This window comes from Nocardia sp. NPDC051832, from assembly GCF_040681285.1.
GTDB lineage: Bacteria > Actinomycetota > Actinomycetes > Mycobacteriales > Mycobacteriaceae > Nocardia.
In genome coordinates this window covers 306,279-330,251 of sequence record NZ_JBFAYL010000003.1, presented here as the reverse complement: position 1 = coordinate 330,251, position 23,973 = coordinate 306,279, and the positions used below count along the sequence as shown (strand labels likewise).

The 23,973-nt window shown below is 68.9% G+C and carries 24 protein-coding genes and 1 riboswitch; of the genes, 14 read left to right on the top strand and 10 right to left on the bottom strand.

Annotated features, from left to right (window positions below; translation table 11 throughout):
- Positions 1-2: 2 nt before the first annotated feature.
- Genes AB0M14_RS19245 through AB0M14_RS19235 form a run of 3 tightly spaced genes read left to right on the top strand, consistent with a single transcriptional unit; the run spans position 3 to position 4,712 of the window.
- Positions 3-1,340 carry a hypothetical protein gene (locus tag AB0M14_RS19245; protein ID WP_364996669.1) on the top strand — a complete coding sequence of 446 codons (1,338 nt, stop codon included), beginning with the start codon at positions 3-5 and terminating at the stop codon, positions 1,338-1,340.
- Positions 1,337-2,305, top strand: a complete 969-nt coding sequence (locus AB0M14_RS19240; RefSeq protein ID WP_364996666.1) for a glutamate ABC transporter substrate-binding protein — start codon at positions 1,337-1,339, stop codon at positions 2,303-2,305. The genes AB0M14_RS19245 and AB0M14_RS19240 overlap by 4 nt, the downstream gene beginning before the upstream one ends.
- Before the next feature lie 4 nt (positions 2,306-2,309).
- On the top strand, positions 2,310-4,712 hold the full coding sequence (locus tag AB0M14_RS19235; RefSeq protein WP_364996664.1) for a serine/threonine-protein kinase PknG: 2,403 nt from the start codon (positions 2,310-2,312) through the stop codon (positions 4,710-4,712).
- Between the two features lie 284 nt (positions 4,713-4,996).
- On the opposite strand, the gene AB0M14_RS19230 is transcribed toward AB0M14_RS19235, so the two are convergent.
- Positions 4,997-6,202, bottom strand: a complete 1,206-nt coding sequence (locus AB0M14_RS19230; protein WP_364996662.1) for an acetate kinase — start codon at positions 6,200-6,202, stop codon at positions 4,997-4,999.
- Between the two features lie 20 nt (positions 6,203-6,222).
- Positions 6,223-8,301: a phosphate acetyltransferase gene (pta, locus tag AB0M14_RS19225; RefSeq protein WP_364996659.1), complete on the bottom strand. Its 2,079-nt coding sequence runs from the start codon at positions 8,299-8,301 to the stop codon at positions 6,223-6,225.
- A 95-nt stretch (positions 8,302-8,396) separates the two neighbouring features.
- On the opposite strand from pta, the gene AB0M14_RS19220 reads away from it, so the two are divergent.
- The 4 genes from AB0M14_RS19220 to AB0M14_RS19205 are packed head-to-tail and all read left to right on the top strand — an operon-like array spanning position 8,397 to position 10,954.
- On the top strand, positions 8,397-8,903 hold the full coding sequence (locus AB0M14_RS19220; protein ID WP_364996657.1) for a nitroreductase/quinone reductase family protein: 507 nt from the start codon (positions 8,397-8,399) through the stop codon (positions 8,901-8,903).
- A gap of 51 nt (positions 8,904-8,954) precedes the next feature.
- On the top strand, positions 8,955-9,836 hold the full coding sequence (locus AB0M14_RS19215; protein WP_364996654.1) for a DUF2268 domain-containing putative Zn-dependent protease: 882 nt from the start codon (positions 8,955-8,957) through the stop codon (positions 9,834-9,836).
- A 39-nt stretch (positions 9,837-9,875) separates the two neighbouring features.
- A complete protein-coding gene (locus AB0M14_RS19210; protein ID WP_364996652.1) occupies positions 9,876-10,511 on the top strand; it encodes a type 1 glutamine amidotransferase family protein in 636 nt (211 codons plus the stop codon).
- Entirely contained in the window at positions 10,508-10,954 is a 447-nt protein-coding gene (locus AB0M14_RS19205; RefSeq protein WP_364996649.1) for a MarR family winged helix-turn-helix transcriptional regulator, read from the top strand. Before AB0M14_RS19210 ends, AB0M14_RS19205 begins: the two co-directional genes overlap by 4 nt.
- Here the strand turns inward: AB0M14_RS19205 and AB0M14_RS19200 are convergent.
- On the bottom strand, positions 10,951-11,706 hold the full coding sequence (locus AB0M14_RS19200) for an HAD-IIA family hydrolase (RefSeq protein ID WP_364998953.1): 756 nt from the start codon (positions 11,704-11,706) through the stop codon (positions 10,951-10,953). The two genes, AB0M14_RS19205 and AB0M14_RS19200, sit on opposite strands and share 4 nt — an antisense overlap.
- Positions 11,707-11,896: 190 nt before the next feature.
- Between AB0M14_RS19200 and fgd the strand changes: the two genes are divergently transcribed.
- Together fgd and AB0M14_RS19190 are read left to right on the top strand one after the other, a co-directional pair.
- Complete coding sequence (gene fgd, locus AB0M14_RS19195) at positions 11,897-12,907, top strand: glucose-6-phosphate dehydrogenase (coenzyme-F420) (protein ID WP_364996646.1); 1,011 nt, start codon at positions 11,897-11,899, stop codon at positions 12,905-12,907.
- A 138-nt stretch (positions 12,908-13,045) separates the two neighbouring features.
- Positions 13,046-13,351, top strand: coding sequence for a hypothetical protein (locus AB0M14_RS19190; RefSeq protein ID WP_364996644.1), 306 nt, complete (start codon positions 13,046-13,048; stop codon positions 13,349-13,351).
- Between the two features lie 4 nt (positions 13,352-13,355).
- On the opposite strand, the gene AB0M14_RS19185 is transcribed toward AB0M14_RS19190, so the two are convergent.
- From AB0M14_RS19185 to AB0M14_RS19175, 3 genes are all read right to left on the bottom strand, one after another.
- On the bottom strand, positions 13,356-14,570 hold the full coding sequence (locus tag AB0M14_RS19185) for an O-succinylhomoserine sulfhydrylase (protein WP_364996642.1): 1,215 nt from the start codon (positions 14,568-14,570) through the stop codon (positions 13,356-13,358).
- 25 nt (positions 14,571-14,595) lie between these two features.
- Complete coding sequence (locus tag AB0M14_RS19180) at positions 14,596-15,012, bottom strand: rhodanese-like domain-containing protein (protein ID WP_364996639.1); 417 nt, start codon at positions 15,010-15,012, stop codon at positions 14,596-14,598.
- Positions 15,013-15,027: 15 nt separating this feature from the next.
- Positions 15,028-15,143, bottom strand: a riboswitch (SAM riboswitch).
- Between the two features lie 61 nt (positions 15,144-15,204).
- Positions 15,205-15,657, bottom strand: a complete 453-nt coding sequence (locus tag AB0M14_RS19175; protein WP_364996637.1) for a hypothetical protein — start codon at positions 15,655-15,657, stop codon at positions 15,205-15,207.
- A 250-nt stretch (positions 15,658-15,907) separates the two neighbouring features.
- On the opposite strand from AB0M14_RS19175, the gene AB0M14_RS19170 reads away from it, so the two are divergent.
- Positions 15,908-17,296 carry an FAD-dependent oxidoreductase gene (locus tag AB0M14_RS19170; RefSeq protein WP_364996636.1) on the top strand — a complete coding sequence of 463 codons (1,389 nt, stop codon included), beginning with the start codon at positions 15,908-15,910 and terminating at the stop codon, positions 17,294-17,296.
- 52 nt (positions 17,297-17,348) lie between these two features.
- Positions 17,349-18,203: an amidohydrolase family protein gene (locus AB0M14_RS19165; RefSeq protein ID WP_364996633.1), complete on the top strand. Its 855-nt coding sequence runs from the start codon at positions 17,349-17,351 to the stop codon at positions 18,201-18,203.
- On the opposite strand, the gene AB0M14_RS19160 is transcribed toward AB0M14_RS19165, so the two are convergent.
- A complete protein-coding gene (locus AB0M14_RS19160) occupies positions 18,204-18,686 on the bottom strand; it encodes a DUF456 domain-containing protein (protein ID WP_364996631.1) in 483 nt (160 codons plus the stop codon).
- Between the two features lie 167 nt (positions 18,687-18,853).
- On the opposite strand from AB0M14_RS19160, the gene AB0M14_RS19155 reads away from it, so the two are divergent.
- Positions 18,854-19,951, top strand: a complete 1,098-nt coding sequence (locus AB0M14_RS19155; protein WP_364996629.1) for a CaiB/BaiF CoA-transferase family protein — start codon at positions 18,854-18,856, stop codon at positions 19,949-19,951.
- A gap of 57 nt (positions 19,952-20,008) precedes the next feature.
- Here AB0M14_RS19155 and AB0M14_RS19150 read toward each other — a convergent pair whose 3' ends face one another.
- On the bottom strand, positions 20,009-21,511 hold the full coding sequence (locus tag AB0M14_RS19150; RefSeq protein ID WP_364996627.1) for a PLP-dependent aminotransferase family protein: 1,503 nt from the start codon (positions 21,509-21,511) through the stop codon (positions 20,009-20,011).
- 63 nt (positions 21,512-21,574) lie between these two features.
- On the opposite strand from AB0M14_RS19150, the gene AB0M14_RS19145 reads away from it, so the two are divergent.
- Together AB0M14_RS19145 and AB0M14_RS19140 are read left to right on the top strand one after the other, a co-directional pair.
- Positions 21,575-21,874 carry a hypothetical protein gene (locus AB0M14_RS19145; protein ID WP_364996625.1) on the top strand — a complete coding sequence of 100 codons (300 nt, stop codon included), beginning with the start codon at positions 21,575-21,577 and terminating at the stop codon, positions 21,872-21,874.
- Positions 21,875-21,924: 50 nt separating this feature from the next.
- Positions 21,925-22,491: a methylated-DNA--[protein]-cysteine S-methyltransferase gene (locus tag AB0M14_RS19140; protein WP_364996623.1), complete on the top strand. Its 567-nt coding sequence runs from the start codon at positions 21,925-21,927 to the stop codon at positions 22,489-22,491.
- 1 nt (position 22,492) lies between these two features.
- Here the strand turns inward: AB0M14_RS19140 and AB0M14_RS19135 are convergent, their stop codons facing one another.
- Together AB0M14_RS19135 and AB0M14_RS19130 are read right to left on the bottom strand one after the other, a co-directional pair.
- The gene (locus tag AB0M14_RS19135; protein WP_364996621.1) at positions 22,493-22,771 is read right to left on the bottom strand and encodes a hypothetical protein; all 279 of its coding nucleotides are present in this window, start codon (positions 22,769-22,771) and stop codon (positions 22,493-22,495) included.
- Between the two features lie 289 nt (positions 22,772-23,060).
- Positions 23,061-23,966, bottom strand: coding sequence for a hypothetical protein (locus AB0M14_RS19130; RefSeq protein WP_364996619.1), 906 nt, complete (start codon positions 23,964-23,966; stop codon positions 23,061-23,063).
- Positions 23,967-23,973 lie beyond the last annotated feature (7 nt).

Here is a 23,973-nt window from a genome sequence, read left to right as displayed (position 1 = left end):
AGATGGCTCGGACCGAGCAGTTGTCCGTGCGCAAGCAGCTTCGCGGGGTCCCCGTCGCCAAGGTGCGGGAGCAGCTGGACCCGGCCAACGTGCGGTCCTTCGCGGAGTCCTCCCCCGGCCGGCTCATCGCCTTCGGCTTGCTGTTGATCGCCTTGTGTCTGACGGCCGGGTGGGTCACCGCGGGCGCGGTCGGCGACCGGCAGCACGCCCTGGACGTCCTGCTCGACAACACCGAACCCAACGCGCACTCCGCGCACCGGCTCTACACCTCGCTCTCGATCGCCGACGCCGCCGCCGCGACCGCGTTCATCTCCGGCGGGGTGGAACCGGAAGCTGTGCGGGACCGGTACTCCCAGGCGGTGGGCGAGGCCGCCGCGGAACTGGTCACCCAGTCCGGGCAGGCCGTGGACCACAACTCCCCCGATCATCGTTTGCGCACCGGCATCGTCACCGGGCTGCCGATCTACACCGGACTGATCGAGACCGCGCGCACCAACAACCGCATCGGATACCCGGTCGGCGCGGCGTATCTGAGCGAAGCGTCGAATCAGATGCAGACCACGCTGCTGCCGATGGCGCAGGAATTACAGGGTCATCGCTCCGACGCGGTCGACGCCGCGCAGAGTCATCACGTGCGACCGCCCTGGCTGGCCATCGCGCTGCTGATCGTGACGCTGGGCGCGTTGGCCTGGGTGCAGCGCGACCTGGCCCGGCACTGGCGGCGCACCTTCAACGCGGGCTTGCTGCTGGCCAGCGGCTCGGTCCTGATTCTGCTGGCCTGGACCGTGCTCGCCGGTTCCGTCTCCGCCGCGGCGGTGATCCAGGGCCGCGACGAGGGCGCCGCGCCCGCGTCCCGGCTCACCGAAACCCGGATCCTGGCCCAGCAGGCCCGATCCGCCGAAACCCTGAAGCTGGTCAACCGCGACGCGACCGGCGACTACGACCGGACCTACAACACCGGCATGACCCGGATGAACGAACTGCTGGCCGGCTATCCGAAGGACGCGCCCGCCGCCGACCATCTCGCCGAAGCCCGGGCCGCCCTGGATCGCTGGCGCACGGCCCATCAGCGAATGAACGAGACCCTGGACCGCGGCGACTTCACCGGCGCCGCCGTGGTGGCCACCGGGCCCGGCGCCGCGGACGCCGCCGCCCAGGTCGAAGCCCTGGACCGCGCGCTCGAACTCGGTCTGGACAAGACCCGGAGTACGTTGCGCGGCAACATCTCCCAGGCCGCCCGGGTCCTCGACTTCCTCGGTCCCGGCGCCCTGGTGCTCGGTATCGCGGCGGCCGCCTTCGTCGGCCTGGGCATCTGGCCACGACTACGGGAGTACCGATGAAAACCCGGCTCGGCCTGCTCGCCGCCCTGCTCTCGGCCACCGCATTCCTCGGCGGCTGCGTCAGCGACGCCGATTCCCGGCCGCCCAACAAGACCAGCAGCTTCGGCGCACCGCCGCTGCCCGCGAAAGCCGTTCCGGTGCAGACGGATACACCGGTCGCGCCGGAGAACGGGCAGAAATGCGGCGATCCCACGGCCAGCCTGCGCCCCGACGGCGCCCGCGGCGCGGCCCTGGACAAGATTCGCGCCCGCGGCCGCCTGGTCGTCGGATTGGACACCGGCAGCAACCTTTTCAGCTTCCGCGACCCACTCAGCGGCAGCATCGTCGGCTTCGACGCCGACATCGCCCGCGAGGTGGCCAAGGATCTGCTCGGCAGCGCCGAGCTCATCGAGTTCCGCAGCCTCAGCTCCGCCGACCGGGAGCGGGCGCTGCAAGACCACACCGTCGACCTGGTCGTCAAGACGATGACGATCACCTGCGAACGCCGCCAGAAGGTCGACTTCTCCACCACCTACCTGCGCGCCAACCAGCGGGTGCTGACCATGAAGAACTCCGGCATCACCGGCCTGTCGGATCTGGCGGGCAAGCGGGTGTGCGTGGTCACCGGCACCACCTCGCTGGACCGCATCCGCCGCGAACAGCCCGCCGCCACCATCCTCTCGGTGCCTACCTGGGCGGACTGCCTGGTCGTGCTGCAGCAGCGGCAGGTGGACGCGGTCAGCACCGACGACTCCATCCTGGCCGGGCTGGCCGCGCAGGATCCCTACACCGAGGTGGTGGGCGAGAGCATCAGCGTCGAGCCCTACGGGATCGGAATACCCAAGGGGGCCGAGGATCTGGTGCGCTTCGTGAACGGCACCCTGGACCGGGTCCGTGGCGACGGCACCTGGGAACGGCTCTACCGGCAATGGCTCTCCGGGCTCGGCCCCTCGCCCGGCCCACCGGCCCCGACCTACCAGGACTGAGCCGATGAACGACGACGAGTCCGACAACGAACGCACCCAGCCGATCTACGCCGGGTTCTGGACGTCCCCGCAGCCGGAGCACGCGTCCGGCCCGGCCGAAGCCGAGCCGCAGGGCCACGACCCGCATGGCTTCGACCCCACCGTCGCGGTGTCGCAGGCACCGCTGACACCGCCGGAGCCCGAGCTACCCGGCACGATGGCCGCCGCGCTCGCCGCCGCGGACAGCCGTCCCGGCTCGGGCGCGAACTCCGGTGCGGCGCATCGCACCTCCGGCCGCAGCGTGCGGACGGCCCGATCGCGGCCGTCGGTCCGGCGGCTCGGCGCGGGGCTGGTGCCGATCCCGGACGTGCCGCCCGCGGATCCGCTGGCGGCCGTGCTCACCGATCCGATCGTCGCCGAGGCGAAGCGGTTCTGCTGGCGCTGCGGCAACCCGGTCGGCCGCGCCACCGGCGTGCGTGCCGCGAGCACCACGGGTGTCTGCGAAACCTGCGACGCAGCCTACGATTTCCGGCCCTCGCTGCATCCCGGCGACATGGTCTCCAACCAGTACGAGATCCAGGGCTGTCTGGCGCACGGCGGCCTCGGCTGGATCTACCTCGCCGTCGACCGCAACGTCAGCGACCGCTGGGTGGTGCTCAAGGGCCTGTTGCACGCCGGTGACGCGGAGGCGCAGGCGGTGGCCGTGGCCGAGCGGCAATTCCTGGCCGAGGTAGCCCATCCCAGCATCGTCAAGATCCACAATTTCGTCGAGCATCCGGGCCCGGACGGCGAATCCATCGGCTACATCGTGATGGAGTACGTGGGCGGGCGCTCGCTGCGCACCGTCCTGGACTCCTACCGGCGGCCGGACCGGATGCCGGTGGCCGAGGCGATCGCCTATGTGCTGGAAGTGCTTCCGGCACTGGAATATCTGCATTCGATCGGGCTCACCTACAACGACCTCAAGCCCGACAACATCATGATCACCGAGGATCAGGTGAAACTGATCGACCTCGGCGCGGTGGCCACCATCGAGGCGTACGGAAACCTGTACGGCACCAGGGGTTTCCAGGCGCCGGAGATCGCCAAGACCGGGCCGACGGTGGCCTCCGACATCTACACCGTCGGGCGCACGCTGGCCGTGCTCACCCTGAACATGCCGATGGAGCAGGGCCGCTACGCCGACGGCATCCCGGATCCGGCCGAGCATCCGGTGCTGGCGCGCTACGAGTTCTTCCATCGGCTATTGCTGTGCGCCACCGAACCGGATCCGGCGCACCGCTTCCCGTCCGCCCGGGCCATGTACGCACAGCTCGCCGGTGTCCTGCGGGAAATCCTGGCGCTGGACACCGGTGTGGAACATCCCCAGTTGTCCACAGTGTTCAGTCCACAGCGAGCCAGCTTCGGCACCGAGGAGTTGCTCAGCCAGACCGACGCCTACGCCGACGGCATCGGCCGCAGCAAGCTGCTCCAGGCTCGCGACAGCGCCGCGGCCCTGCCGATTCCGGTGATCGACCCGGCCGATCCCTCCGCGCCGCTGCTCGCCGCGGCCATGCAGCCCGACCCGCGCCAAGCGCTGGAGTCGCTGCAGGAAGCCCGGGAGCGGGCCGCGGGCGATCCCGGGAACGCGCCGGAGACCGTGCAGCTGGAATTGACGCTGGCCGAGGCCCGGGCCCGGCTCGATCTCGGCGAGGCCGCCGCGGTGCGGCATCTGCTGCATCAGCTCCCCACCGGCGACTGGCGGATCGACTGGTATCTCGGCCGCACCGAACTGGTCGAGCAGAACTACGAGCAGGCCTTCGGGCATTTCGATGCGGTACTGCGGCAGCTGCCCGGCGAGATCGCCCCGAAGCTGGCGCTCGCCGCGACCGCGGAACTGGTCCTGCACCACTGGGATTCGACGGATCCGGAGCAGTGGCGCGCCTACGCCGAGCGGATGTACGCCACGGTCTGGCGCACCGACCGCGCGGTGGTGAGCGCCGCGTTCGGCCTGGCCCGGCAGCTCGCCGAGGCCGGTCGGATCGAGGAAGCGGTGCGCGCCCTCGACGAAGTCCCGGCCACCTCCCGCGCCTTCACGACCGCCCGGATGACCGCGGTCCTGCTGCTGCTGACCGCCGCACCGGTCGATCGGCTGGACGAAGCCACCCTGCATATCGCGGCCTCCCGAGTGCAGGCCGTGCCCACCGGCGAGCGCCGCGCGGTGCAGCTGCGGGTCCTGGTGCTCGGCGCCGCCCTGGCCTGGTTGCAGGCGGGCAATCGCCCGCGGCTGTCCGATGCCACCCTGTTCAGCGCACCGTTCACCGAACGCGATCTGCGCGACGGCACCGAGGCGGGCTTGCGCACCCTGGCCCGGTCCGCGCCCGGCCGCGGGCATCGCTACGCCCTCATCGACCTGGCCAACACCATTCGCGCGAAATCCTGGTTCTGACGCCGAATCCTGGTCTGACAAAGCAAAGCCCGGCCGGGGGAAGGTTCCGGCCGGGCTCGGACCAGTCCGTCTGCAGTCGGCGCCGCAGGACACCGGCCACGCGCTGCCGCGCCGGGGGCAGCCGGGGCGGCGGTTCGGGTGGCGGCGAGGGAGGCGGCTTCCCGAAGTCGTGCGATGGTCGGTGCGAATCCGGCGGTACCGGGCGAACCTGATCCGCCACTGATCATGCCGTGCGAATCATGAGGATTCCGTGAGGTTTCCTTGGAGTCTCCTGGGAATCGGTGCTAGGCGGTGACCACGCGGTGCGCGGCGCGGGCGATGGCGAGCTCTTCGTTGGTCGGCACCACCAGGACCGCGACCCCCGCGCCATCAGGGGAAATACGCCGGGCCGCGCGGTCTTTCGCGGTATTGCGGGCCGGATCGACCTCGATGCCGAAGCCCGCCAGCCCCGCCAGCGCGTCGGCGCGAACCTGTGGGCTGTTCTCCCCCACCCCGGCGGTGAAGACGATGGCGTCCACCCGGCCCAGCGCCACGAGGTATGCGCCGAGGTAGCGCCGCAGCCGGTGGATGTAGACGTCGTAGGCCAGCCGCGCCGCCGCGTCGCCATTGTCGATGAGGCGCTGCAACTCCCGGAAGTCGTTGACCCCGGACAGGCCCTTGATCCCGGAGTCGCGGTTCAACAGCTGGTCGACACCGTCGACGTCCAGATCCGCCGAGCGCATCAGATGCAGCAGGATGCCCGGGTCGATATCGCCGCCGCGGGTACCCATGACCAGGCCCTCCAGCGGGGTCAGGCCCATGGTGGTGTCGATCGGTGCGCCGCCGCGCACCGCCGACGCCGAGGCGCCGTTGCCCAGGTGGAACACGATCTGATTCACCTCGGCTGGAGCACGATCCAGCACCTCGGCCACCCGGCCCGAGACGTACTCGTGCGAGGTGCCGTGGAAGCCGTAGCGCCGGATGCCGTACCGCGCGGCGACTTCGGCGTCGATGGCGTAGGTCTTGGCGGCCTCGGGCAGGCCGTGGAAGAACGCGGTGTCGAACACGGCGACCTGCGGCACCCCGGGCAGCAGCTCGCGGGTGCTTTCGATGCCGGTGACATTGGCCGGGTTGTGCAGCGGCGCGAGCTCGGACAGCGCCGAAATGGCCGCGACCACCTCGTCGGTGATCAGCGTCGGCTGATAGAACACCTCGCCGCCGTGCACCACCCGGTGCCCGACGGCGCGCAGCCCCGCGCCGGCCAGGTCGTACCCCGTCTCGGCGAACATCTCGAAGACCAGCTGCAATCCGGCCTTGTGATCGGCGATCGGGCCCTCGTGCTCGACCACCCGGTCACCGGCTCGATGCTCGATCGCGCCGTTCGACTCGCCGATCCGCTCGACCAGGCCGGAGGCGGCCACCGCTCCCGAATTCGGGTCCACCAGCTGGTATTTAATCGAGGAGGACCCCGAATTGAGCACCAGCACAAGATCGTTGGCCTGGCCGGACATCATGCCTCCTGGATGAATAGTCACTGTCCCTGCGCCTGCGCCTGGATCGCGGTGATGGCGACGGTGTTCACGATGTCGGCGACCAGCGCGCCGCGGGACAGATCGTTCACCGGCTTGCGCAAACCCTGTAGCACCGGGCCGATCGCGATGGCGCCCGCGCTGCGCTGCACCGCCTTGTAGGTGTTGTTGCCGGTGTTGAGATCCGGGAACACGAAAACCGTTGCGCGACCGGCGACCTCGGAGTCGGGCAGCTTGGTGTCGGCGACCGTCGGCTCGATCGCCGCGTCGTACTGGATCGGGCCTTCGACCGGCAGCTCCGGCTCGCGCTCGCGCACCAGCTTGGTCGCCACGCGGACCTTGTCCACGTCGGCGCCGCTGCCGGATTCGCCGGTGGAGTAGGAGAGCATGGCGATGCGCGGTTCGATGCCGAACTGGGCGGCGGTGCGCGCCGAGGAGATCGCGATGTCGGCGAGCTGCTCCGAACTCGGATCCGGGACCACCGCGCAGTCGCCGTAGGCCAGCACCCGGTCCGACAGGCACATCAGGAAGACGCTGGACACCGTGGAGACGCCGGGCACGGTCTTGATGATCTCGAAGGACGGGCGGATGGTGTGCGCCGTGGTGTGCGCGGCGCCCGAGACCATGCCGTCGGCAATGCCTTTGAACACCATCATGGTGCCGAAGTAGGAAATGTCGGCCATGGTTTCCCGGGCCCGCTCGATCGTCATGCCCTTGTGCTTGCGCAGCTCGGTGTACTCGGCCGCGAAATCCTCCAGATAACCGGAGGTGCGCGGGTCGAGCACCTGAGCGTCGCCGATGTCGACGCCCAGTTCGGCGGCGCGGGCCCGGATGCTGGTCTCGTCGCCGAGGATGACCAGGTCGGCGATCTTGCGCTGCAACACCCGTCCGGCGGCGCGCAGGATGCGGTCGTCGGTGCCCTCGGGCAGCACGATGCGCTTGCGGTTGTCGCGGGCCCGTTCGATCAGCTGGTACTCGAACATCTGCGGGGTGACGACCGTGGTGCGCTGCACCTTGATGCGCTGCAACAGCTCCGGGGCGTCCACATGGTCTTCCATCAGCGCCAGCGCGGTGTCGACCTTGCGCGGGTTGCCCGCCGCCATCCGGCCGCGGGTGTGGTGCACGGCATTGGCGGTGTCGTAGGTGCCCAGCTCGGTGGCCAGGATCGGCAGCCGCGGCTTCAAGCCCGCCATCAGCCGCGCCACCGCCGGATGCGGCAGCATGCCGCCGTTCATGATGATGCCCGCCAGCGACGGGAAGCCTTCCGCCTCATGGGCGTTCACCAGGCCGAGCAGCACATCCGAGCGGTCGCCCGGCGCGATCACCACGACGCCGTCGGACAGGCGCTCCAGAATGTGCTCGGCCGTCATACCACCGACCATGACCGACAGCGCCTCGCGCTGGAGCAATTCCGGGTCGCCGCTGTACATTTCGCCGTCGATCGCGCCGCAGAGTTCCGCCATGGTCGGCGCGATGAGCAGCGGCACCTCGGGCAGAGTCCACGAGGGAACATTGAAGCCTTTCAGCGCCACCGCGATCTCGGCGAGCTGGTCGGGCTCGCAGCGGTTGGCGACGATCGCCGCCAATTGCGCGTGCTCGGTGGCCAATTCGCTGGCGCACAGCTCCGCGAGCTGACGCACCTCGTCCGGCGTGCGCTCGGACCCGCGCACCACCAGCAGCACGGGCGCGCCCAGATTCACCGCGATCCGGGCGTTGAACCGCAGCTCGCTGGGGCTGGCGACATCGGTGTAGTCGGTGCCGACCACGACCACCGCGTCGCACACCTTGGCCACCTCGTGGAAGCGCATCACGATCTCGCTGATCGCGGCGTCCGGATCGGCGTGCACCTGCTCGTAGGTGACGCCCACCGCCTGCTCGTAGTCGATATCGGCGGTGCTGTGCTCGAGCAGCAGCTCCAGGATGTAATCCGGCTCGGCGGTGGATCGGGTGATCGGCCGGAAGACGCCGACCCGGGCCGTGGTGGCGCACAGCATCTGCAGCACGCCCAGTGCCACCGTCGATTTACCGGTGTCGCCTTCGGGCGAGGCTATGTAGACAGTGGACGGGGCGGTGTCGGCCATGATCAGAAGCTTAGTGAATCCGGGGCTATTGCAGCCGGTGGCGAGACGGTCATCACCGAAGGGGGTATCCCGCCCAGGCCGATATAGTCGCCCCCATGGCTGAGCAGTTCCCGGACCGGCAGTGGGGTTCGCGCACGAATGTTCTTTCCCGAGCCGCGAATCGGTTCGCCTCGACCAAACCCGGGTCCTGGTTCATCCGCACGATCACGCCGCTGGACCGTGCCGTGCTGGAGCGCACCGACGCGAAGTACACGGTGCTCGGCCCGATCGGCGCACCCGTCATCCTGCTCACCAGCACCGGCCGGAAATCGGGTCAGCCCCGCACCCAGCCGCTGCTGTACGTGCACGACGGCGACGTGCTCTACGTCATCGGCAGCAACTTCGGCCAGGCGAAGCACCCCGCCTGGACCGGCAACCTGCTCGCCGACCCGGCGGCCACGGTCGCCATCGCGGGCGAACGCATCCCGGTGACGGCGATGCTCGTCCCCGACGCCGACAAGGAACGCGTCTTCGCGCGCTTCGTCGAGGTCACCGGCGCCTACGCCGCCTACCGCGACCGCACCAGCCGCGACCTGCGCATCTTCGCTCTGCGCCGGGCTTGACACCGATGCTGCGTTGACTTTGACGTAGCGTCATTTTCTACGGTCGAGAACATGACCATCACCGTTCTCGACACCTACTCGGACATGCGGCGGATCCTGCGGGCTCCGGTCGTCGAACGCGCCGACCTGCTGCGCTCGATGCTGGAGCCCGTCACCGACATGTACCGCTACTTCCCGGGCGAGATCGACTTGGTGGCCATGCACCACATGGCCTCCGGCTTTCCGATCGATCGCGACGAACAGCGCTGCCTCGACGCGCTCGAAACACTGGCGACCGCCGACGCCTGGACTCGAATCCACCAGGCCCTCGACAGCGCGCTCGCCGTGCAACTGGCCGCAACCCCGGACATCCAGGTCCCCGACATCACTGTGCTGTTCGTCCTCGGCGATCCCGGCGACGAGCACTTCATGGGCCCCTGCCTCGGCATGACCGGCAACGGCAGCATGCCCGGTTTCATCGTCCTGACGCTGTGGCCCTTCGCCGAGAACGTGGAACGGCTGGCGGCCACCGCCGTGCACGAGCTGAACCACAACCTGCGCTACAGCCCGGGCGGCGTGGTGTGGAACCCGGCGACCGTCACCGTTGGCGAGCACGTGGTGTCCGAGGGCCTGGCCGACGCGTTCGCGCGGCAGCTCTACGGCGACGAGCTCGGCTACGCCCGCATCGGTGTGCCGAGCCTGGACGACGACGCGGTTTTCGCCAAAGTCATTACGGGGCTGGGTGTTACCGGCATGCAGAACTTCACCGCCTGGGTGCACGGCGACGCCAGCGCCGAGCGCTACGGCGCGACGCCGGTCGGCCTGCCGACGGGCGCCGGGTACGCGGCGGGCAATCGACTGGTCGACGCCTACCTGGCGGCGACCGGCCAGACGGCCGCGCAGGCCCTGCATGCCGACAGCGCGGAGATCATCGCGACCGCGCTGGGAACCTAACCATTGACAGCACACTGTCAAATATGACAGGATACTGTCATGACCACGAAGACAGTTCACGCAGCCGTTTACGACACCCTGGCCGACTGGGAGATCGGCGCGGCCACCGCGCACATCAACAACCCGGAATGGCAGATCGCGCCGGGCACGTTCGAGGTGCGCACGGTCGGACTGACCAAGGATCCGATCACCACCAAGGGCGGCATGCGGATCGTGCCGGACCTGGCCCTCGCGGACCTGACGCCGGCGGAGAGCGCCATGCTGCTGCTGCCGGGCGCCGATACCTGGATGGGCGAGGAGCTGGTGCCGTTCGCGCGCAAGGCGCGTGCGTTCGTCGAGGCCGGCGTGCCGGTCGCGGCGATCTGCGGCGCCACCTTCGGACTCGCCAAGGAAGGCCTGCTCGACGAGCGCAGGCACACCAGCAATGTCGCGGAATTCCTTGTCTACAGCGGATATTCGGGCGCGGACCGGTATGTCGACGAGCTCGCGGTGACCGACCGCGACGTCATCACCGCGTCCGGGACCGCCCCGTTCGCGTTCGCCCGCGAGGTGCTCGGCCGGCTCGGCGTCTACGAACCGCACATCCTCGACGCCTGGTACCGGCTCTTCGCGCACAGCGAGCCGGCCGCCTATCTCGAACTCGACGCCTACGAGCAGGCAAAATCCCAGGCATGACACCGGAACAGGAACTCTTCAGCACGGCGGCGATCACGTCATTTCGACTGAACGGCCAATTCCTCGCCATCGCCGAGGAATTGGCCGCGCCCGCCGGGCTGACGGCGGCATGGTGGCAGGTGCTGGGCGCGGTGCTGCGGGAACCGCTGCCGGTGTCGGGCATCGCGCGCGCGATGGGCATCACCCGGCAGAGTGTGCAGCGCATCGCGGATCTGCTGGTGGACAAGGGACTTGCCGAATACCGCCCGAACCCGGCGCATCGCCGGGCCAAGCTGGTCGACATCACCGCGGCGGGCCGGGCCGCCGTGGAACGCATCAGCCCGCCGCACGCGGTGATCGCGGACCGGGTGGTCAGCGAACTCGGCTACGCGGAATTCGAGCGCACCGTCGAGGCGCTGACCCGGCTCGCGGAGGTCCTCGACAAGCTGGCCGAGAGGGCTTAGCCGAACGGCTTGTCGGTCCGGCCGACCAGTTCGGCCACCGACTCCACCACCGAGGTCGGGCGGTACGGGAACCCCTCCACCGACGCCCTGGTGGAGATGCCGGTGGTCACCAGGATGGTGCGCATCCCGGCCTCCAGCCCGGCGATCACGTCGGTGTCCATCCGGTCGCCGATCATCACCGTGGACTGCGAATGCGCGCCGATCCGGCGCAGCGCCGAGCGCATCATCAGCGGATTCGGTTTGCCCACGTAATACGGTTCCTTGCCGGTCGCGCGGGTGATCAGCGCGGCCACCGAACCGGTCGCGGGCAGCAGGCCGTCACGGGACGGGCCGGTGGCGTCCGGGTTGGTGGCGATGAACCGGGCGCCCTTCTCCACCAGGCGGATCGCGGTGGTGATCGCCTCGAAGGAGTACGTGCGGGTTTCCCCGAGCACCACGTAGTCGGGGTCGCTGTCGGTGAGCACGTACCCGATCTCGTGTAGCGCGGTGGTAAGACCGGACTCGCCGACCACGTAGGCCGTGCCGTGCGGGCGCTGGTCGTTGAGGAACGTCGCGGTGGCCAGCGCCGAGGTCCAGATCGCCTCCTCCGGGATGTCCAGGCCGGTGTGGCGCAGCCGGGCCTGGAGGTCGCGCGGGGTGCGGATCGAATTGTTGGTGAGCACCAGGAACGGCGTGTTGTTGGCGCGCAGTTCGGCCAGGAACTTGTCGGCGCCGGGGATCAACTGATCCTCGTGCACCAGCACCCCGTCCATATCGGTGAGGTAGGAGAGGATCGGTTCGTTGTCTGGAGTCACCAGTCAATTATCGGCTACCCGCCACCATCGTGTGTCTGTGGAACCCTACGAACTCCGTTCGAATCCGCTGACTAATGTCGAAGAAGGTCGGTCGACAGCGGGGACTCCCGCGTCCGGCCGAGGCAGCGAAAGCGACAGGAGTGCGCACATGGGTGATCTCAAACTGGGATACAAAGCGTCGGCCGAACAGTTCGGGCCGCGCGAACTGGTGGAAATCGCGGTGCTCGCGGAAGAGCACGGACTCGACAGCGCCACCGTCAGCGACCACTTCCAGCCGTGGCGGCACAAGGGCGGGCACGCGCCGTTCTCGCTGGCCTGGATGGCGGCGGTCGGCGAGCGCACCAAGCGCATCCAGCTCGGCACCTCGGTGCTCACCCCGACCTTCCGGTACAACCCGGCGGTGATCGCGCAGGCCTTCGCCACCATGGGCTGCCTGTACCCGGAGCGGATCATGCTCGGTGTCGGCACCGGCGAGGCGCTCAACGAGATCGCCACGGGCTACCAAGGCGAATGGCCGGAATTCAAGGAGCGGTTCGCGCGCCTGCGCGAGGCCGTCGACCTGATGCGCGCGCTGTGGACCGGTGACCGCACCGACTTCGAAGGCCAGTACTACAACACCGTCGGCGCCTCCATCTACGACGTGCCCAAGGGCGGCATCCCGGTCTACATCGCCGCCGGCGGCCCGCTGGTCGCCCGGTACGCGGGCCGCGCGGGCGACGGTTTCATCTGCACCTCCGGCAAGGGCATGGAGCTCTACACCGAGAAGCTGATGCCCGCCGTCGCCGAGGGCGCCGCCAAGGCCGGCCGCGACGTCGCCGCCATCGACCGGATGATCGAAATCAAGATCTCCTACGACACCGATCCCGAACTGGCACTGGAGAACACGCGATTCTGGGCTCCGCTCTCGCTGACCCCGGAGCAGAAGCACTCCATCACCGACCCGATCGAGATGGAAGCCGCCGCCGACGCCCTGCCGATCGAGCAGATCGCCAAGCGCTGGATCGTCGCCAGCGACCCGGACCAGGCCGTCGAGCTGATCAAGCCGTACCTGGACGCGGGCCTGAACCACCTGGTCTTCCACGCCCCCGGCCACGACCAGCGCCGCTTCCTGGACCTGTTCCAGCGCGACCTGGCACCGCGCCTGCGCGCCCTGGGCTAACCGTTCGACCGAGTTATCCACACCCCCCCGACTTATCCACATTCGGTGCATCGGGGGGTGTTTTCTTTTCCCGAATCAACCAGCATTCGAGCGGAAGACAGCTGACCGCGCTTGTACGATCACGGGGAGGATCTCGACATGGCCGAGCTCGAAAGCCGAGTAGCCAAGCTGGAGGTACGCATGGACATCGGAGGGGCACGCGATTCGGCGACCTTGACAGTCATCGGCAATCACCTGGCCGCCCTGGATACCAAGCTTGACCAAGTGCACGAAACAGTAATCAACCTCGCTATCAAGGTCGAAGCGTTGGAGAACAGGTTCGACGGTCAGGAGAACAGGCTCGATGGCCTGGAGAACAGGCTCGATGGCCTGGAGAACAGGCTCGATGGCCTGGACACCAAACTCGACGAAGTCCTGCGCCGACTGCCGCCACCGCAGGACTGATCCGTCAGCTCAGGGCGTGGTCCAGGTCGTCGAGGAGGTCTTCGACGTCCTCGAGGCCGATGGAGATTCGGACCACGCCGTCGGTGAGGCCGATGGTGGCGCGGCCCTCGGGGCCCATTGCCCGGTGAGTTGTGGTGGCGGGGTGGGTGATCAGGGTTTTGGCGTCGCCGAGGTTGTTGGAGATGTCGACGATGCGCAAGCGGTTCAGGACCTCGAAGGCGCGCTTCTTCGCCTCGTCGGGCGCCGCGTTGAGTTCGAAGGTGACCACGGTGCCGCCCGCGCTCATCTGGCTCTTGGCCAGCGCGTGCTGCGGGTGCGATTCCAGGTACGGGTAGCGCACCCAGTTCACGGCCTTGTTCTCGTCCAGGAACTGCGCGACGCGCAGCGCGGAGGCGGCGGAGTGGTTGACCCGCAACGGCATCGTCTCCAGGCCCTTGAGCAAGGTCCAGGCGTTGAACGGGCTCAGTGCCGGGCCGGTGTGGCGCATCAGGTTCTTGACCGGGCCGTCGATGTAGTCGTGGTCGCCCAGGATGGCGCCGCCGAGCACGCGGCCCTGGCCGTCGATGTGCTTGGTGCCGGAGTAGACCAGCACGTCGGCGCCGAGGTCGAAGCCGCGTTGCAGCAGCGGGGTGGCGAAGACGTTGTCCAGCACCACCTTCGCGCCCGCCGCGTGCGCGAGCTCGGTCACTTTGCGGACGTCGACGAGGGTCTGCATCGGGTTGGCGGGCGTCTCGAAGAACACCGCCTGGGTCGGCACCGACAGCGCCTGCTCCCACTGGTCCAGGTCGTCACCGTCGACGAAGACGGTCTCCACGCCCCAGCGCGGCAGGATCTCGTTGCACACCACGAAACAGGACCCGAACAGGCTGCGGGCGGCGACCAGCCGATCACCGGCGCCCAGCAGCGCGCCGAGCGCGGTGAAGACGGCCGACATGCCGCTCGCGGTCGCGAAACACGCTTCGGCGCCGTCGAGCAACCGCATCCGCTCCTCGAACATGGCCACCGTCGGGTTGCCGTAGCGGGAGTAGACGAAGTGCTCGATGTCGCCGGTGAACGACGCCTCGGCCGCTTCGGCACTCTCGTAGACGAAGCCGGAGCTCAGATACAGCGCCTCGGAGGTCTCCTCGAAACCGCTGCGCCGCAAGCCGCCCCGCACGCCGAGGGTCGCCGGGCCGACACCCTCGGGCAGCGGCTTGTCGAATGCACCACCAGTGATCATGACGTCTCCTCCACCGAATCCGAGCTCACGACTGCCGCCACGGCAGGCCGCGGGCGCGCCAGCCGGCGCCGCCGCGGTGACCGTTCGCGTCGAGCGGGCCCTCGAAACCTTCGTCCACGTTGTAGGACGGGGCGATGCCGAGCTGGGTGGCCACGGTCGCGGCGTGCGCGGAGCGCTGGCCGGAACGGCACAGGAACACCACGGGGGCTTCCGGGGCGCGGCCGTCGAGAGCTTTGCTGAGCTGGTCGGCGAAAGCCTGGTTGCGCGCGCCGGTGCCGTCGACCCATTCGATGAGCACGGTGGGGCGCTCGATCGCGGTGGTGTCGGGTACGCCGACGAAGCGCCATTCGGCTTCGGTGCGCACGTCGATCAGGACGGCTTCGGGGTTCTCGCGCAACAGGTCCCACGCCTGCAGCGGGGTGATGTCACCGGCGTAAGTCATGTCGATCCTCCTGTGAATCCGCACTTGCCGCATCGGGGTTCGGATGCGTGCCAGGTCGTCACCCGGAGCACCCCACCGCGGAGGAGGGTTGCCGACCAGCGAGCCGGGGCTTGGCGCTGGTACTCATGACCTGGACTGAGATTGCCTGGAACGAGGCCGGGCTGTCAAACACCGAAAGCGACGCTCCGGGTGTCAGTTGCACACCAGCCAGCGGCCGTCGGTACGGACCAGGCTCCAGGTTTCGGTGGTCTCCTTGCCGTCCAGCTTGGTGGTGACAGTGGCCTTGGCCCGGTCCCCGTTGACGGTCTGCCCTTCGATTCTGGCGACCTCCACCGACTTTCGGCCGCCGCCGCCGAACTGCGCGGCCAGCGGCGACTTCGCCTCGTCGAACCCGGCGCACGCGGTGCCCGGCGCGGGTACCTGGTCCTGCTGGGCCCGGCCGCCGACGTAGTTGCTGACGGCCGCGGAGATCCGGTCGGATTCTGTGACATTTTTCTCAGCCGGGGACAGCAGACCGCCGGCGAACACCGCCACCAGCACGACCGCGGCCAGGACCGCGGCGGCGATGAACGGCGCCATGGACCGCTTATCGGTCTGGTCGACCAGGATGGGCTCGTCGTCAGGTGTCGGCTGCTGCTCGGTCATGCGTCGATGATTCCTTATGCCTGGTCGGCGGCACCCGTGCAGGCCGGGCATAGCGCCACCGATAGAATCGCGAGACCGTGCCTCGCCGCCATCACCATGTGGCTGTACGGCGCGGGAGCGACCTGGGGGCAGTGCAGTTACGAGCCAGCAGCACCCGCGTCGGCATCGCCAGGGGCAACCGCAGCCGTGCGTCGACTTAGCCTAGGCTAAGAAGGACGCCATTATTTTCTACCGAAGGTGCGCGTAAGAGATGACCGAACAGAGTGCAGCCACTCGCCCGCTCCGCATCGCGATCGTGGGCGCAGGACCGGCCGGTATCTACGCCGCCGACGCGTTGATGAAGTCCGATGCCGAAGTGAGCATCGACCTGTACGAGCGCATGCCCGCGCCGTTCGGTCTGATCCGCTACGGCGTCGCGCCGGACCATCCGCGGATCAAGGGCATCATCACCGCCCTGCACAAGGTGCTCGACAAGGAGCAGGTCCGCCTGCTCGGCAATATCGACTACGGCACCGACATCACCCTGGACGATCTGCGCCGCTTCTACGACGCGGTGATCTTCTCGACCGGCGCCAACGCCGACCGCGCGCTCGACATCCCGGGCATCGAGCTGGACGGCTCCTACGGCGCCGCGGACTTCGTGTCCTGGTACGACGGCCACCCGGACGTGCCGCGCGAATGGCCGCTGCACGCGGAGAAGGTCGCGGTGCTCGGCGTCGGCAACGTCGCGCTGGACGTGGCGCGCGTGCTCGCCAAGACCGGCGACGAACTGCTGCCGACCGAGATCCCGCCGAACGTCTACCAGGGCCTGAAGGAGAACAAGGCCGTCGAGGTGCACGTCTTCGGCCGCCGCGGCCCGGCGCAGGCCAAGTTCACGCCGCTGGAGCTGCGCGAGCTCGACCACTCGCCGACCATCGAGGTCATCGTCGACCCCGAGGACATCGACTACGACGCCGGTTCCGAGGCCGCGCGCCGGCACTCCAAGCAGGTCGACATGGTCGCCAACACCTTGGAGCAGTGGGCGATCCGCGACCAGGGCAACCGGCCGCACAAGCTGTTCCTGCACTTCTTCGAGTCGCCCGCCGAGGTGCTCGGCGAAGACGGCAAGGTCGTGGGCCTGCGCACCGAGCGCACCCAGCTCGACGGCACCGGAAACGTCAAGGGCAGCGGCGAGTTCCGCGAGTGGGACGTGCAGGCCATCTACCGCGCGGTGGGCTACCTGTCGCAGAACATCAACAACCTGCCCTTCGACGAGCAGGCCGGCACCGTGCCGAACGAGGCCGGTCGCGTGCTGGCCGACGAGGACGCCGACGGCCCCGCGCGCTACCTCCCGGCGACCTACGTCACCGGCTGGATCAAGCGCGGCCCGGTCGGCCTCATCGGCCACACCAAGGGCGACGCCAACGAGACCGTGGCCTGCCTGCTCGACGACAGCACCCACTTCACCCCGGCCCCGGAGCCGGAGCTGGACGCCGTCACCACCTTCCTCGAAGGCAAGGGCATCCCGTTCACCACCTGGCAGGGCTGGTACCGCCTGGACGCGCACGAGCGCGCCCTGGGCGAGCCGGAGGGCCGCGAGCGGGTCAAGGTCGTCGAGCGCGAAGACATGCTGCGCGCCAGCGAACCCAACAAGGTCTGACGGAGACCGTTCCACGGGAGCGAAAACTCCGTATCTGAGGCATTCTGTACAAGTGTTCGATGCCCATGTCCACATCATCGATCCGCGGTTTCCGCTGACCGAGAACGAGGGCTACCTGCCCGACCCGTACACCATCGCCGATTATCGAAAGCGCATGGCGCGCTTCGATGTCGGCGGTGGCGCGGTGGTCATCGCCTCGTTCCAGGGCACCGACCAGACGTTCATGAAGACGGCGCTGGCCGAGCTGGGCCCGGGCTGGGTCGGGGTCACGGCGCTGGACCTGGAGACCGGCGACGACGAGATCGTCGAACTCGATCGGATCGGCGTGCGCGCGCTGCGGTTCAACCTCAAGCGCGCCGCCGCCGACATCACCGGCATGACCTTGCAGGCGCTGCGCGCGCACGAGCTGGTCGGGTGGCATGTCGAGGTCTACATCGACGGCTCGATGCTGGCCTCGCTGCAGCCGGTGATCTCGAAACTCCCCGCGCTCTCCATCGATCATCTCGGCATGTCCGAGGAGAGCCTGCCGTACCTGCTGGACCTCGTCGATCGCGGCGCGCGAGTCAAGGCAACGGGTTTCGGCCGCGTCTCGATGAACGTTGCCCATGCCCTGCGCCGCATCCACGCCGTGAACCCCCAGGCCCTGATGTTCGGCACCGACCTGCCCGGCACCCGCGCCGGCCGCCCCTTCCAGGACTCCGACGTCGACCTCATCTGCGACGTCGTCGGCACCGACATGTTCGCCGTCCTGGAAGACAACGCCCGCGACTTCTACCGCCTCCCGCCCCGCACCCAGTCGATCCCGCCGCTCCCCCGCGCCGAGCAGCCCACCCTCCCCCTGCACCGCGAACAGCTCCCCGAGATCGACCCCAACGCCACCCTCCCGCTGCCCATCATCGAGCGTTAGCTAGGCGACAAAGGCTCCGATCAGCCAGATACCGGTCGCGAGCAGCGCCCCGAAAAGTTCGATGAGCATTGACAATCCGACACCCTTGAGCGCGTGTTTGGTTGTCTGCCAAGCCGGTTCACCCTGCTTCAGGCGCTGGTACTCCGAAAGATAAACGCCCAGAACGAATCCCACGAAAAGACCGACCACCGGGATGATGAAGAACCCGGCGATGCCGAGGATGGCGCCGAGGAACAGGGCGCGGTTGGAGACGCCGGCTTCCTTCATCTTGCGGCCGGGCCAGGTGTATTTGATGACGCCGGAGATCACCAGGAAGACGCTGGCGACGGCGAACACGATCCACGCGGTGGCACCACCGGTCATGATCGCCCACACCAGGATCGCGCCGAAGATCAAAATGACGCCCGGCAAGATCGGGACGATGATCCCGAGCAAGCCGATCATTATCGCCAGGCCGACAACGACCTCGCCCCACACGCTCACGAGAAATGCCCCTCCGGTCTTTGTTCGGTTGCTCGAATTCTCGCCTAATTGCTGGTTGCGTGCACAGCGGAGGGCGCGGGCGGGGGTCGGGGCGTTATTGTCATACTGTCAATACATCTCCGGGGCTGTCCGGGGGACGCAGGATCAACGATGAACCGAGGTAGGGCGTGAGTACTTCAACCACCGCCAAGCAGGGTCCGCTCGCGGGCATCAAGGTTGTCGAGCTGGCCGGGATCGGGCCCGGACCGCATGCGGCGCTGCTGCTCGCCGACCTCGGCGCCGATGTGGTGCGGGTGCAGCGCCCGAACCAGTTGCCGGGGTTCATGGAGCGGCCGCAGTGGCGCGGGCGCACCATCGTCGAGGCGAATCTGAAGGATCCGGCCGATATCGCGAAGGTGCTCGGCCTGGTCGAGAAGGCCGACGTGCTGCTGGAGGGCTTCCGTCCTGGCGTCACCGAGCGGATGGGCCTGGGCCCGGACGAGGCGCTGGCCCGCAACCCGCGCCTGATCTACGGCCGGATGACCGGCTGGGGCCAGCACGGACCGCTGGCCGACCGCGCCGGCCACGACATCAACTACATCTCCCTGACCGGCGTGCTGAACGCGATCGGCCGCAAGGGTGAGCGCCCGGTGCCGCCGCTGAACATGGTCGGCGACTTCGGCGGCGGCTCGATGTTCCTGGTGTTCGGCGTGCTCGCCGCGCTGGTGGAACGGCAGAACTCCGGCAAGGGCCAGGTCATCGACGCCGCCATGATCGACGGCGCGCTGGCCCTCTCGCACATGATCTGGGGCATGCGCGGCGTGGGCCTGTGGTCCGACGAGCGCGGCACCAACCTGCTCGACACCGGCATGGCGTTCTACGACACCTACGAGACCGCCGACGGCAAGTACATGGCGGTCGGCGCGATCGAGCCGCAGTTCTACGCCGAGCTGCTGAAGGGCCTGGAGATCGAGCCCGAGGGCCTGCCGATGCAGATCGACCCGAACGGCCAGGACGAGCTGAAGAAGCTGTTCACCGAGAAGTTCAAGACCAAGACCCGGGACGAGTGGACCGCGATCTTCGACGGCACCGACGCCTGCACCACCCCGGTGCTGACCTTGACCGAGGCCACCGCGAACGAGCACATCGTGGCGCGCACCGGCCTGATCGATATCGACGGCGTCGTCCAGCACGCGCCGGCGCCGCGCTTCTCGCGCACCCCGGCGGGCACCCCGACCCCGCCGCCGGACGAGGCGACCCCGATCGAATCGGTCTGGGCCGACTAGATTTTCAGGTTGACGAGAAATGCCGTGCCCGCGGAACTGGGCACGGCATTTCTTGTCTCAGTAGAGGGTCAGCGACTGCAAAGGCTCCGCTGCCCTCGGCGTCAGGGCTTCGTACGTCGCGGCAATACCCTTGACCGCCAGCCGCAGGTCCGCCTCCGGGTGGGTGAAGGGCAGGCGGATAAAGCGCTCGAACGCGCCCTGCACGCCGAAACGTGGTCCCGCGGCGAGCAATACGCCGTGGTTCGGCGCGGTAGCGGCCAACGCGGTGGACACCGGGGCCGGGAGCTGGGCCCACAGCGACATGCCGCCCGCCCCCGGGCTGACCCGCCACTCGGGCAGCTCGTCCGCCAGCGCGGTCATGAGAACCGCCCGCTGCGCACGCAATTGGTCGCGGCGCCGGTCCAGGATAACGCCGGCGTTTTCCAGCAGGTGAACAGTGGCCAGCTGATCCATCACCGGCGTACCGAGGTCGACGGTGGATCGGATGCCGAGCAGCTTGGTGATCAGCGCCTGGTTGGTGCGCACCCAGCCGACGCGCAGACCGCCCCAGAACGACTTGGAAGCCGAACCGATGGTGACGATTTCGGCTCCCTTGGCGAAGGCGGCCACCGGCGGCGGCATCGGCGCGCCGGACAGGCTCAGGTCGACCATGGATTCGTCGACCACGACCGTCATCCTGGTCTCGCGGGCGATGGCGGCCAGCTCCGCGCGGCCCGCCTCGTCCAGCAGCAGCCCGGTCGGATTGTTGAAGTCGGGCACCAGATAGGCCAGGGTGGCGGCGGTTTGCCTGGCGGCGCTGCGGATTCCGTCCAGATCCCAGCCGCCGCCGACGGTTTCGGGCAGCAGCGGCACCGGCACCGGCCGCGCGCCGACATCGCGGATCGCCTCGATCGCGTTCGGATAGGTGGGGTGATCGATGAGCACCCGGGCGGCGGGCGCGGTCAGCACGTTGAGCAGCAGGCGCAGTCCGTGCTGTGCGCCGAGGGTGATCAGGATCTGGTCCGGCTCGGTGGGCAGGCCGCGCTCGGTGTAGCGCCGGGCCACCACCTCGCGCAGCGCGAGCAGGCCGACCGGATCCATACCGTGCGTGCCCAGGTACGCCGGAATTCCTTGCAGCGCGGTGGCATACGCCTCCTGCATCTCCAGCGGCGCGGCCATGGCGGCGTAGGTCATGTCGACGGTGGCCAGCTCGGGCTGCGCCATCATCGCCAGGATGCTGCGGGCCGGCCGGGTGCCGTCGTGCGGCACCGCGGGCGGGAGCGCGACCGTGCTGCGCGAACCCTGCCGGCTGATCAGGTACCCGTGCTCGCGCAGCAGCGCGTAGGTGGAGGTGATGGTGGTGCGACTGACGCCGAGGGTGGTAGCCAGATCGCGTTCACTGGGCAGCGCGACGCCGAGCGGGGCGCGCCCGTCGTGGATGAGCAGACGGATGCCCTCGGCCAGCGCCAGATAAGCCGGGCGGGCCGAACGGCGGCTGCCCGCCTCGTCGTCCTCACCCACGCTGCGCCAGTTCCCCAGATCCCTGGCCAAGCTGCCCGCGCCGATCACTCTCGTAGCCATACAGTCCAGTATTCACGGATTGGCTCTTTCTTGGCAAGGCCAGTTGCGCGCACGCTGTCTTCCATGACCGCAATACTGACCTTCCTCGTTGTCGCCGCCTTCGTCTACGCGATCTTCCACTTCGCACCCCCACGTCGGCAGGACCTCTTTCGGCTCGACCGGTTCGTCGGAGCCGGACCACTCTTCGAATCCACTCTGGCGCCGGATTACGAAGCTCAGCGCCAATATTCGGACTTGGTCGCGATCTACGGCCGCAGCGATGTGCCGGATGTCGACGCGCCGGCGGTCCCGCGGCAGCCGCGGGTGCTGCGCATGACCAATCCGAATCCGAGCTGCGGCTCCGTCCAGGCCAGTTTTCAGTGAGTGGACTGGTCTGTACAACGATGTCAGACCAGCCGTGCACACTTAGCACTATGAGTGCGTCCACTCGACTGCCTGGCGAGGCAGCGCTTTTCGAGACCGCGATCGGCGTCTGCGCGATCGCTTGGAGCGGCGGTGCCGTGATCCGATTCCAACTGCCCGAATCGAGTCCGGCCGCCACCCGCGCGCGCATCACGCGCCGCCGCTCCACCGACAGCGAGCCCATTCCCGAGTCCGCGCCCACCGGCGCGATCGCCGAGGCCATCGCCGGCGTCCGGGCCCACTTGGCCGGTGAACTCGACGACCTGCGCTGGATCCCCGTGGACATCAGCGGAATTCCCGAGTTCCACCAGGCCGTCTACGACATCACCCGCGCGATTCCCCCGGGCCACACCCGCACTTACGGCCAGGTCGCCGACCGCATCGGCGCACCCGGCGCCGCCCAGGCCGTCGGACAAGCCCTGGGCCGCAACCCGATTCCGCTGATCATTCCGTGCCACCGCGTACTCGCCGCCGACAACGCCCTGCACGGCTTCTCCGCCCCGGGCGGGATCCACACCAAGGAACGCCTGCTCGAGATCGAGCGCACCCCCGGCTTCGGCGAACCGACGCTCTTCTGACTCAGTTCAGCGGATGCCGCTGGTAGAACTCGCACGCCTCGCCGGTGAGCTGCCCGTCCATGCAGGCGAAATAGGTCTGAATGCAACTGTTGGTGTTGCAGCCGAGGTCCAGCAACTGCTTCTGGATCCGCACGTTGCGCTCCTGCTCGGGACTCAACGTCCGGGTCGCCGGATCGACCGCCGAAGTCAACGGCCCGGTCGTCTCCTCCGACCCCGCCCCCGACCCGCAGCCCGCCAGCACGCCCAGCGCCAGCATCGCCGCACCAACCCGAACCGGCAACCTCAAATCCATCCACAACCTTCCACATCAACAGTTTTCGACGGCCTACACGGACACCGCGATCCGGCGGCGATTGGCCCACGAATGCGCGAATACGGCCACGTCAACCCGTACCCGCACGGGATGGACGGCTCCGCCGGCCGGCAGCGGCACGCTCGAGGTGCACCGACGGTAACGCACCGAGCGGAAGGGTGCAGACCCGCCCTGGCGGGTCACCGAAGCGGAACTGGGACTCGGACGGGCACACCGGACAGACGGTCGCGACCGCCCGGCGATTGTCGCGAGATCACTACATAGCGGTGGCGGCGTAGCCTGCCGCGGCGAGGCCGCCGAGCACCCCGCCGACTGCCGCGGACGGAATGCCGAGGGCGGCGGCTCCGGCGGCGGCTCCGATGGCTCCGCCGATCAGGGCTCCGGCCCCGGTGCTGGCGGCGGCGATCGGCCAGCCCGCGACGAAACCGCCGACGATGGTCGGGATCGCACCCGCGCCCGCGGTGGGGAGCGCCGCGGCGCCCGAGATGATCGCGGTGGCCGCGGCGGTGCCGCCGACGCCGACCGCGAAACCGATGCCCGCGCCGATACCCGCGCCGATGACGCCGCCACCGACACCACCGACTACCGCCATCGGAATGCCCGCGAGCGCGGCGCCGCCGAGCGCGCCGGCGGCGGTGGCCGCGGCGATCTTGTCCGATCGGCTCGGGTTGATGCCAACGGAACGGCCCTGGGTGGCAACGAAAGCCTCGGCTTCGGCCGCGGCGGTGTTCACACCGTCGAGCAGCTCGCGCGGCACCTCGGCGGGCACGGTGCTGGTGAAGTCGCCGATGCGCAGCATGTTCGGCGGCGGGGCGATCGGAGCCACCGGCTCGACCGGTACCGGCCAGTGCAGGCCCTCGTCGATCGGCGGGGCGGCGGAGGTGTCCGGGGCGGGGCGCACCCGCTGCATGGTCAGGTCGTCGTCAGGCCGCGGCGGGTTGCCGGCCAGGGCGTTCTGACTCTCGTCGGTGACGCCGGGCTGAACCGGCGCGGGCTTGGGCGCTGCCGGTTCGTTCTGGGTGGTGATGCCGGGCTGGACGGGCGCGGGAGCCGCGATCGCCGGTGCCGTGCAGGCGAGCGCGATGGCCAGCGGCAGCAGACCGGCCGCGGGACGGGCGAGACGCCGAGCTGTCGCGTTGCGCGTTTCGTACCGACGAGCCACGTCGAAT

What these genes read in the sequence shown, in the direction of transcription:
- AB0M14_RS19245 (WP_364996669.1), top strand. Translation starts at nt 3, where the DNA reads ATGGCTCGGACCGAGCAGTTGTCCGTGCGCAAGCAGCTTCGCGGGGTC.
- AB0M14_RS19240 (WP_364996666.1), top strand. Translation starts at nt 1,337, where the DNA reads ATGAAAACCCGGCTCGGCCTGCTCGCCGCCCTGCTCTCGGCCACCGCA.
- AB0M14_RS19235 (WP_364996664.1), top strand. Translation starts at nt 2,310, where the DNA reads ATGAACGACGACGAGTCCGACAACGAACGCACCCAGCCGATCTACGCC.
- AB0M14_RS19230 (WP_364996662.1), bottom strand. Translation starts at nt 6,202, where the DNA reads ATGTCCGGCCAGGCCAACGATCTTGTGCTGGTGCTCAATTCGGGGTCC.
- pta (WP_364996659.1), bottom strand. Translation starts at nt 8,301, where the DNA reads ATGGCCGACACCGCCCCGTCCACTGTCTACATAGCCTCGCCCGAAGGC.
- AB0M14_RS19220 (WP_364996657.1), top strand. Translation starts at nt 8,397, where the DNA reads ATGGCTGAGCAGTTCCCGGACCGGCAGTGGGGTTCGCGCACGAATGTT.
- AB0M14_RS19215 (WP_364996654.1), top strand. Translation starts at nt 8,955, where the DNA reads ATGACCATCACCGTTCTCGACACCTACTCGGACATGCGGCGGATCCTG.
- AB0M14_RS19210 (WP_364996652.1), top strand. Translation starts at nt 9,876, where the DNA reads ATGACCACGAAGACAGTTCACGCAGCCGTTTACGACACCCTGGCCGAC.
- AB0M14_RS19205 (WP_364996649.1), top strand. Translation starts at nt 10,508, where the DNA reads ATGACACCGGAACAGGAACTCTTCAGCACGGCGGCGATCACGTCATTT.
- AB0M14_RS19200 (WP_364998953.1), bottom strand. Translation starts at nt 11,706, where the DNA reads ATGGACGGGGTGCTGGTGCACGAGGATCAGTTGATCCCCGGCGCCGAC.
- fgd (WP_364996646.1), top strand. Translation starts at nt 11,897, where the DNA reads ATGGGTGATCTCAAACTGGGATACAAAGCGTCGGCCGAACAGTTCGGG.
- AB0M14_RS19190 (WP_364996644.1), top strand. Translation starts at nt 13,046, where the DNA reads ATGGCCGAGCTCGAAAGCCGAGTAGCCAAGCTGGAGGTACGCATGGAC.
- AB0M14_RS19185 (WP_364996642.1), bottom strand. Translation starts at nt 14,570, where the DNA reads ATGATCACTGGTGGTGCATTCGACAAGCCGCTGCCCGAGGGTGTCGGC.
- AB0M14_RS19180 (WP_364996639.1), bottom strand. Translation starts at nt 15,012, where the DNA reads ATGACTTACGCCGGTGACATCACCCCGCTGCAGGCGTGGGACCTGTTG.
- AB0M14_RS19175 (WP_364996637.1), bottom strand. Translation starts at nt 15,657, where the DNA reads ATGACCGAGCAGCAGCCGACACCTGACGACGAGCCCATCCTGGTCGAC.
- AB0M14_RS19170 (WP_364996636.1), top strand. Translation starts at nt 15,908, where the DNA reads ATGACCGAACAGAGTGCAGCCACTCGCCCGCTCCGCATCGCGATCGTG.
- AB0M14_RS19150 (WP_364996627.1), bottom strand. Translation starts at nt 21,511, where the DNA reads ATGGCTACGAGAGTGATCGGCGCGGGCAGCTTGGCCAGGGATCTGGGG.
- AB0M14_RS19145 (WP_364996625.1), top strand. Translation starts at nt 21,575, where the DNA reads ATGACCGCAATACTGACCTTCCTCGTTGTCGCCGCCTTCGTCTACGCG.
- AB0M14_RS19140 (WP_364996623.1), top strand. Translation starts at nt 21,925, where the DNA reads ATGAGTGCGTCCACTCGACTGCCTGGCGAGGCAGCGCTTTTCGAGACC.